The organism is Achromobacter sp. Marseille-Q0513, from assembly GCF_018195695.1.
Classification (GTDB): Bacteria; Pseudomonadota; Gammaproteobacteria; order Burkholderiales; family Burkholderiaceae_B; genus Achromobacter.
In genome coordinates, this window is record NZ_JAGTJY010000244.1 from 1 (window position 1) to 7,579 (window position 7,579).

The following is a 7,579-nucleotide window of genomic DNA, read 5'->3' on the forward strand; positions in this document are numbered from 1 at the left end:
CTCACGCCCCAGCTTGGCCAGCGCCTTCACCGCCGCCCGCTGCACGTCGGCATGCGGATGCCCCAGGCCCAAGGCCAGCGCCTGCGCGACCGCTTCGGATTCGACGGCGGCCCGCGCGCCCAGCGCCTCCAGCATGCGCAGCACCGACAGCGCCGCCGCTTTCGGCCCCGAGAATGCGCCGCCGCAGGCTTCCACGAAGGGCGCGGCTTCGAGCAGACCGTGCTTGTGCAGGGCCTCCAGCTGCTTGACGCCCAGCGACACCGTGGCGGTGATCGACGAACCCAGGCACAGGCGCAACAGCGGCTGGTCCGCCGCCGTTTCTGCGGGCGTGGGCGCCAGGGATGCATACACGCGCGAGAACCAGCCGGCGCGATAGGCGGAGAAATCGCGGTTGAGCGCCTCCAGGCAGCCGCGCAGCACGCGGCCCCGGTCCAGCGTGCCTTCATTGGCCAGCAACACGACCGTGTTGTGCCAGTTGAATTCCTCGCGCGAGAACTTGTCGATGTTGGCCAGCGAGATCTCGCCGCCGCCTTCCACCTCGAAGACCCGCCAGAACACCTGGTCGCGCAGCGCGTGGTCATGGCGCAGCATGAACAGGCGCACTTCCTGCTCGTGCCGCCCGCCCAGCCCGCCGACCATGGCCAGCACGTAGTCATCGGTGTGCTCGACCTGGAGCCCGTTGAACAGCTCATTCAGGCGGATCGGCACGAAATTCGGGCGCTGGGACCAGCCCTGCGCCATCTCGCGCAGCCGCCTGGGCGACGCGTCCACCGCGCGCAGGTCTTCCGACTGCACGCCCAGCATGGCGTCGTACAGCGCGCGCAAGCTCGCGCCTTCCTCCACCACCCGCGCCATGTCGCGGTAGTAACCCCAGATGTTCTCGTAAGTCGTCATGCGAGTGGCTATTCCTCGTGAGTGCGCTGCGCGGCGGCAGCGGCGGTTTCGGCCAAGGGCGTCACGCGCGGCGCGACGGCTTCCAGGCTGCGCAAGGTGACCGCCAGCACCGACGCGCCCTTGCGCCGCGCCGCCAGCATAGCCGGCAAGGCTATCGGCATGCCGTAGTCATTGGACAGGCGCGCGGCGAGTTCGATGAGCTTGGCGGCCTGGGCCAGTGGCTTGCCGTCGGCGTCGAACAGCCGCGGCAGCAGCGCCTCCAGCGTCTGCAGCGCGCGGCAACCGGCGAGCGCGCTGATGGAGGCCGCGTCGGCCAGCGTCTGCGCCAGCCGCCCGGCCAAGGCGAAACCGTCCGCCAGGTGCGCCGCGATCTGCTCGGCGAACGGCGCGGGATCCAGCAAGCCGGCGTCGGCCAGCCGCGCGATCGCTTCCGCCGCCTGGGCGCGCTGCTCGGTCATCTTCGCCGACGCGGCCAGCGCCAAGGCCGAGTACACGGGCCCGCCCGGCGCCTGGCGGGATGCACCCAGCACCGCCAGCAGCGGTCCGAGGCCGCGCACATTGATCACATTCACCGCCGCGCACAACATCGGATGGAAGTGCGCGGCCAGCGTGTCGGGGTTGGACCGCAGCAGCCAGGCCGTCCATTGCACCACCTGGTCGTAGCCGTCCTGCTCGCGCGCCTCCTGGGCGCGGAAGGTGAATTCGGCGGGCACTTCGGCGACATCCAGGGCCGGCGAAGCGCAGGCGTCGGCCGTCGCCATCCAGAACGGCTTGGGCCCTGCTCCCAACACCTGCAAGTCGCGCGAGAAGGTCCCTTCGCCCGGCTCGGCCAGCACCCGTTCCCAGACGAAGCGCTGGCCGGGGACGGCCACCGGCGGAATGAACGGTTCGCCCCGCGCACGGCTGGCCCGCAGCTCGTGAAAGACGCCGGCCAGCAGAGCCAGCGGCGCATGCGTCGGCAGATATTGGTAGCCCGAGCGGGAGGTCCAGGTCTCGCGGATCGTCCAGTCGCCGGTCGCCACGTCGTAGCTTTGGCTGGTGAACGTGTTTTCCTGCAATGCCACGCCCACGGGATCCGGCTTGCCGGCACTGGCCACGACATAGCGCGCATAGCCCTGGAAACTGACGTCGTCCCGGCCCAGCAGCGCGGCAGCCAGCAGGCGTCGCGGCGAGGCATTGCGCTCGTCCCACACCGACTCGATGATCTCGGCGGCGCGGTGTTGCAGCGCCTCCGGCAGTCGCAGTTGCGGGCGGCTGGCCAGGTAGTCGACGATGCGCGGCAGCTCGGCGCCGTCCCCGGCGCCCTCGAACTGCGCGCCGATCAAGACGTGCAATGCCTCGTCGTCGCCGATGGAGAGCATTTGATCGGGCAGATCCGGCAGCGGCTCGCGGCGCGGCGGCGGCATCGTGATTGCCCGGGCTTCGCCGTCTTTCGGCGCGCTTGGCTCGCCGCCCGCATCGGGCGGTTGCGTCTCGTCGGACGCAAGCACCAGCTTGCGCGCCAGCGGCGCGAGGTCCAGCGGCATGCCTTCCAGCGCCTCGCCGACGCTCTGCGAAAGGCGATCCCGTTGCCCGGCATCGGTCTTGAGCGCGGCAAACAGCCCCAGCTGGGCCTTGACCAGCTTCTTCTCCGCACGCGTCAGGACGGCGGCTCCGGCGTCGATCACCGCGTCCACGTCCAGCTGCCCGGCGGCGCGTTTGAGCATGTCCAGGGCCAGGCCGACCGCCGTGCTCGGCGCCGTGGCCAGCACGGCGAAATACGCGTGCTGGCTGGCCGCGACCTCGTGCGCGGCCGGATCGGCCAGGCGATGCATGCGCAAATACCAGGCGATGCTCTTCGCCGAAAAATCGCGCAGCAGAGCCTCCCTCGATTCAACCAGCAGGCGCTCGCGGAACGCCGGGTCGTCCTGACAAAGCGCCAGGACGGCCGCGTCCCATGCCGGCCCGGTGTGCTCGACGAGCTGGTAGTCGGCGCCCATGCCCTCGACCCGGAACAAGGCCCAGAACTCACGCTCGACCCAATCGGGATGCGCCCGCAGATGCGCGGCCATGAGCTTGCCGTGGTCCGCGTCCAGTTGCCCGTCCGCGCCGATGGCGCTGACCTGTTGCACGAAACACCGCAGATAGACCGCGGACAAGGGCGCGTCGCCGTCCAGCCGGACCAGCGCATGGCACACCGGCCAAGCCAGATGCTCGCCCCACCAGTACTGCTCCGCCAGCAGATCGATGAACGCGGCGCGCCACGCGGCGTCCCGTCCGGTCGCCGCGTGGATCACGGCCGGCACCATCTCGCCATGGCGCGCGCCATACTCGCGCTTGCGCTCCATATCCGCCGGCGCCAGCGTCTCCGCCGCGAGCTTGGGCTTGCCCAGCGCCGCCAGCACGAAGCAGGCCCGGGGCGTCGGCCCTTCCGCGCCGAACAGGCGCGATGGCGGCAAGGCCTTGGCCAGCGCGGCGCGATCGTCCTCGTCCGCGCCGTCCAGGGCGCGCGCGAACGGCGCGATATCCGCCGCATCGCCGCCGCCGGCGGCCTCGCGCAGCGCCGCGCGGCGTTCGGTCATGGTCAAGGTCATGCTTCGGCTCCAGGCGCATTGAGGGGGTCCAGGAACATGCGCACCGCCAGCGTGTGCTTGCAGGGCCCGCGCGTGCCTTGATACTTGGCGTGCCAGGGGCAGGTGCAGCGGTCCTGCGCGGGCTCGGCGCCCAGCGCGATCCGGTAGCGCTGCTGCGCCGACTGCACCGTGTACTGCCCCTCGCCTTCGCGCCGCACGCCGCCGCCGGCCACCAGCTTGCGCGCCTCTGCCAGCCGGGGATGCAGCGTATCGAGCAGCCCCGCCTGCACCGGCAGCGGCCGATGAAAATACGCGCCCGCCGCCAGATCGAACCCCACCTGGCCAGAAGACGCCAGCACGCCCAGCGCGGACGCGATCTGCGCTTCGGGCAACAAGGCCCGGGCGGCCAGCTGCGCGATATCGATGCGCGGTTCGAAGGCCAGCAGCGTCGACACGAACGCCGCGTCCTCGTTCGCATCGCCGCCCGCGACCAGGTGCAGCACCGCGCCCTCGCCCGAGAAACCGCGCGCCTTTTCCGGGCTGAGGCCCAGCGTGACGCGCGCGCCAGGCAGCTCCAGCACCCAGGCGCTGGCCTGCGGCAGCGCGCCCGCCGCCGTCTCCGCGCCATAGGCGCGCAGCGCGGTGGCATGGCGCAGCAAGGGCTCCAGCACGCGCAACCGCTCCGGCCCCGCCACGCAGACCGCGCCGGGCGTCGCCTGCGTGGCCAGCCGCAGCGAGCGGGCCGCCTGGGTCGCCCACATCACGGTCTTGGTCGCCGATGAGCGCGGCAGCGCCTGCACGAACTGGCGCAGGGCCGCCCCCGTCAGCTCATGGCGGCACGCCATGCCCGCCGACAGCATCTGCGTCTCGGCAAAACCCTTGAGCCAGCGCGTGGGCAACGGCACCTTTTCCTCGACGATCTCGCCCGAACCGGTAGACACCCGCAAGGCATCGCTGCCCACGTTCAGGTGCAGCGGCTCCGACGCGCGCAGCCCCGCCAGCGCCTGGCGCAGCGGCGGATTCACATCCACATTGGTCACGCCCGGCGCCACATGCGTGGCGTCCAGCGCCGCCGCGTCCACGTCCAGGCGCGCATACACGCCGCAGCACACGCTGAACGACTCGAAGCGCAGGCCCTCGGGTGTGGACGTCACGACCGGATCGGCCGCCCGCAGCACCGCCGCCAGCGTATTCGGCGGCACATAGAACCGCGTGCGCGCCACCCGCGCCAGCATCAGCAGCGCTTGCGCCACCACGGCCGGCTGCGCCACGAAACCGGAAAAAAAGAAGGGATGCGCCACCGCGCCCGACGGCGCGACGCCGCCGCTGGTGGCCAGGCTCAGGTCGGCCTGGCCCGGGCGCTGCGCGAATTCGGAAGGGGCAAGATAGGCATAGGCCAGCTCCGCCATTCAGGGACTCCTTGATGCGGACTGGACGCCGCGATGATCCGCCGCCGTCGCGATCAGGGACGGGAACAGGTGATCTGGCTGAGGCGGGCGTCCGCCATGGGACGACTGCGCCGATGAGACTGTCAGCTGCGTGGTCATTGGGTCACATGTTAACTGGCGTCGGCGGTCGGGAACGGCCTGCGCGGCAGGACGGGCCGGCGCCGCCACGGCGCACGCCTCGCGGCGGGAGAGCTCCGAGACGCCGTCGGGCGGCTTGCCCCTGCCGCGTCCGGCCATCACAACCTGACTGGGTGACCGTTTGACGGCGTTGACGAAGCGTATCGACAAAGGGTGTCGACAAACGGCATTGACAAAAAATATAGCTTGCTAGCATCATAGCAACATGAGTGATGACAGCGTCAAACAGTTCAACGTGTACCTGCCGGTCAGCCTGATCCGGGAGGTCAAACACCATGCGATCGAAGCCGAGCTTTCGCTGTCGGCCCTGGTCGCCGAAGCCCTGCGGGCCTATCTGGCCGGCCACGCCGGCAAGCCCGCCGTCCCCAACAAGGAGCAAGCAGATGAAAACTGAAGGTGTAGAGGCCATCTTTCTGACGACCCACAACTGGGGCAAGTCCGCCAAGTTCTTCCAGTCCCTGGGCTACACGCTGGATTTCGAAACCGACCACAACTCCGGCCAGCTGCGCAACGGCCCCGGCCCGTACCTCTTCATCGCCGAGGTGCCCGCCAGCGAACCGCCGGCCATGCGGCTGGTGATGAAGGTGGCCGATGCCAAGGCGCTCCAGCTCGACCCCGGTGTCGACATCGTCAGCCCGTTCCAGGACACCCATTGGGGCACCCAGGAAATGACCGTGCGCGATCCCGATGGCCGCGTCTGGAGCCTTCAGGCGCCCAAGTAAGAAAGCGGAGCCGCCATGCAAGACCGCAAAACCCCAGAGCACAGCAAAGCCCCCGCCCCGGACAGCACGGCCGAGCGCACGGCGCTGTGGCGCGCCCTGCATCTGGAGGCCGATGCGCCGCCCCATGTCTTCGAGGACGACATCGGCCTGCGGCTGCTGGCCCCGCCGGACAGCTGGCGCCAGCGCCCCGACATGGATCCGAGCTTCACCCGGACCTTCCGCGCGTCCATGGTCGCGCGGGCGCGCTTCGTGGAAGACCTGGTGCTGGAACAGGCCGCCCTGGGCGTCGCGCAGTATGTGATCCTGGGCGCGGGCCTGGACAGCTTCGCCCAGCGCCGGCCCGACATCGCCAGCCGCATGCGCGTGTTCGAAGTGGATCAGCCCGCGCCGCAGGAATGGAAGCGCCGGCGACTGGTCGAGCTGGGCCATGGCGTGCCGGACTGGCTGAAACTGGTCCCGGTGGACTTCGAGGCCGGCGCTTCCGCCTGGCAAGCGCTGGCCGAGGCGGGCTTCGATGCGACGCGACCGGCATTCGTCGCGTCCACGGGCGTCAGCATGTATCTGACCCGGGACGCGACGCTGGCCACGTTTCGCCAGGTGGCCGCGCTGGCGCCCGGCTCCACGCTCGCCATGACGTTCATGCTGCCGGTGGAACAGATGGCGCCCGAGGTCCGGCCAGGGATTGAGATGGCGATCAAGGGCGCCCGCGCCAGCGGGACGCCGTTCATCAGCTTCTATGCGCCGGCCCAGATCATGGCGATGGCGCGAGAGGCGGGGTTCCGCCATGTCCGGCATGTTGCGCCTTCCGTGCTCGCGCAGCGGTACTTCGCGGGGCGAACAGACGGCTTGAGCTTGTCGAGCGCCGAAGAATTTCTGATTGCGGGCACGTAGCCGGCGAGTACTGCCCCTACACTCGCGCCATGCATATCCTCATCCGCGTATTCGGCACGCTGGCCGTGACCGCCCTGCTGACGTATCCACTCTGGGCGCCACAGTGGGGCGCGGGCCTGTTGGGAGAGATATTCCTCGTCCCCTTCCCCGGCAATCTCGCGCTCGTGCTGGGCTTTCTTGCCCTGGTCGCCCTGTACTGCGCGACCTTGCAGCGCACGCTGCGCCTGACCGGCGCGCGCGGCAACGTGGTGTGGTGGATGTTCGCCATTCCCGCGAACTTCGTCGAGGACTTCTACATCATCCACGGAATCGGCCAAGCCCTGCGACCCCGCTGCGACGCGCGGCGGCTGCGGACCTGGCTGATGCTGGGCAATGGCTGGTGCGTCCTGCAGATCCTGTCGCTGTTTCCTGGCCACGTCGGCATGAGCGCCGGCCTGCTGGCCATCGCGCTATGGCTGGCGCATTGGCGGCTCACCATCGCCATCAACCGAAGCCTGCGCTGATTCCCGGCCACCAAACCGCGCGCCACCCGACGCGGCAAGCGCGCCGCTCGCTAGGCGGGTACGACCTCAATCGCGATCTTCCCCCGCAGCCCGTTATTGCGACTCTCCAGCCGCGCATGCGCGGCCGGAATATCAGCCAGCCCATAGACCGCGCCCACATGCGGCCGCAGCTGGCCCTGCGCCACCAATGCGCTCAGCTCATCGAGCTTGCCGCGATTCTGCCGGGTGAACACGAAGTGATAGGCCGCGTTCTTGCCCCAGGCCTGGATCAGGTTCTGCGGCTGCGCGATGTCCACGATCGAAACCACGCGACCCAGTTGCGCCAGCGCGTCGGGGCTGCGCGACAGGGTATCGCCGCCGATGGTATCGAACACGACATCAACGCCCCGGCCATCCGTGGCCCGCAAGACGGCATCGACGTAGTCCTCCCT

General features: G+C 69.8%; 8 protein-coding genes. 4 read left to right on the forward strand and 4 right to left on the reverse strand.

What is annotated here, in order from left to right; all coding sequences use genetic code 11:
- The 3 genes from KDH83_RS28320 to KDH83_RS28330 form a co-directional block, all read right to left on the reverse strand.
- Positions 1–894 (reverse strand): DUF6493 family protein (locus KDH83_RS28320; protein ID WP_212321890.1); only part of this gene is annotated, 894 nt, incomplete at its 3' end.
- 8 nt (positions 895–902) lie between these two features.
- Positions 903–3,467 carry a DUF6493 family protein gene (locus KDH83_RS28325; protein WP_212321892.1) on the reverse strand — a complete coding sequence of 855 codons (2,565 nt, stop codon included), beginning with the start codon at positions 3,465–3,467 and terminating at the stop codon, positions 903–905.
- Positions 3,464–4,855: an SWIM zinc finger family protein gene (locus KDH83_RS28330; protein WP_212321893.1), complete on the reverse strand. Its 1,392-nt coding sequence runs from the start codon at positions 4,853–4,855 to the stop codon at positions 3,464–3,466. Before KDH83_RS28330 ends, KDH83_RS28325 begins: the two co-directional genes overlap by 4 nt.
- A gap of 382 nt (positions 4,856–5,237) precedes the next feature.
- Between KDH83_RS28330 and KDH83_RS28335 the strand changes: the two genes are divergently transcribed.
- The 4 genes from KDH83_RS28335 to KDH83_RS28350 are packed head-to-tail and all read left to right on the forward strand — an operon-like array spanning position 5,238 to position 7,148.
- Positions 5,238–5,426: a ribbon-helix-helix domain-containing protein gene (locus KDH83_RS28335; protein ID WP_212321894.1), complete on the forward strand. Its 189-nt coding sequence runs from the start codon at positions 5,238–5,240 to the stop codon at positions 5,424–5,426.
- Entirely contained in the window at positions 5,416–5,754 is a 339-nt protein-coding gene (locus tag KDH83_RS28340) for a VOC family protein (protein ID WP_212321895.1), read from the forward strand. Before KDH83_RS28335 ends, KDH83_RS28340 begins: the two co-directional genes overlap by 11 nt.
- Positions 5,755–5,769: 15 nt before the next feature.
- On the forward strand, positions 5,770–6,645 hold the full coding sequence (locus KDH83_RS28345; protein ID WP_212321896.1) for a class I SAM-dependent methyltransferase: 876 nt from the start codon (positions 5,770–5,772) through the stop codon (positions 6,643–6,645).
- A gap of 29 nt (positions 6,646–6,674) precedes the next feature.
- A complete protein-coding gene (locus KDH83_RS28350) occupies positions 6,675–7,148 on the forward strand; it encodes a hypothetical protein (RefSeq protein WP_212321897.1) in 474 nt (157 codons plus the stop codon).
- Between the two features lie 50 nt (positions 7,149–7,198).
- On the opposite strand, the gene KDH83_RS28355 is transcribed toward KDH83_RS28350, so the two are convergent.
- The coding region (locus KDH83_RS28355) for a zinc-binding dehydrogenase (RefSeq protein ID WP_212321898.1) at positions 7,199–7,579 on the reverse strand (381 nt) is incomplete at its 5' end.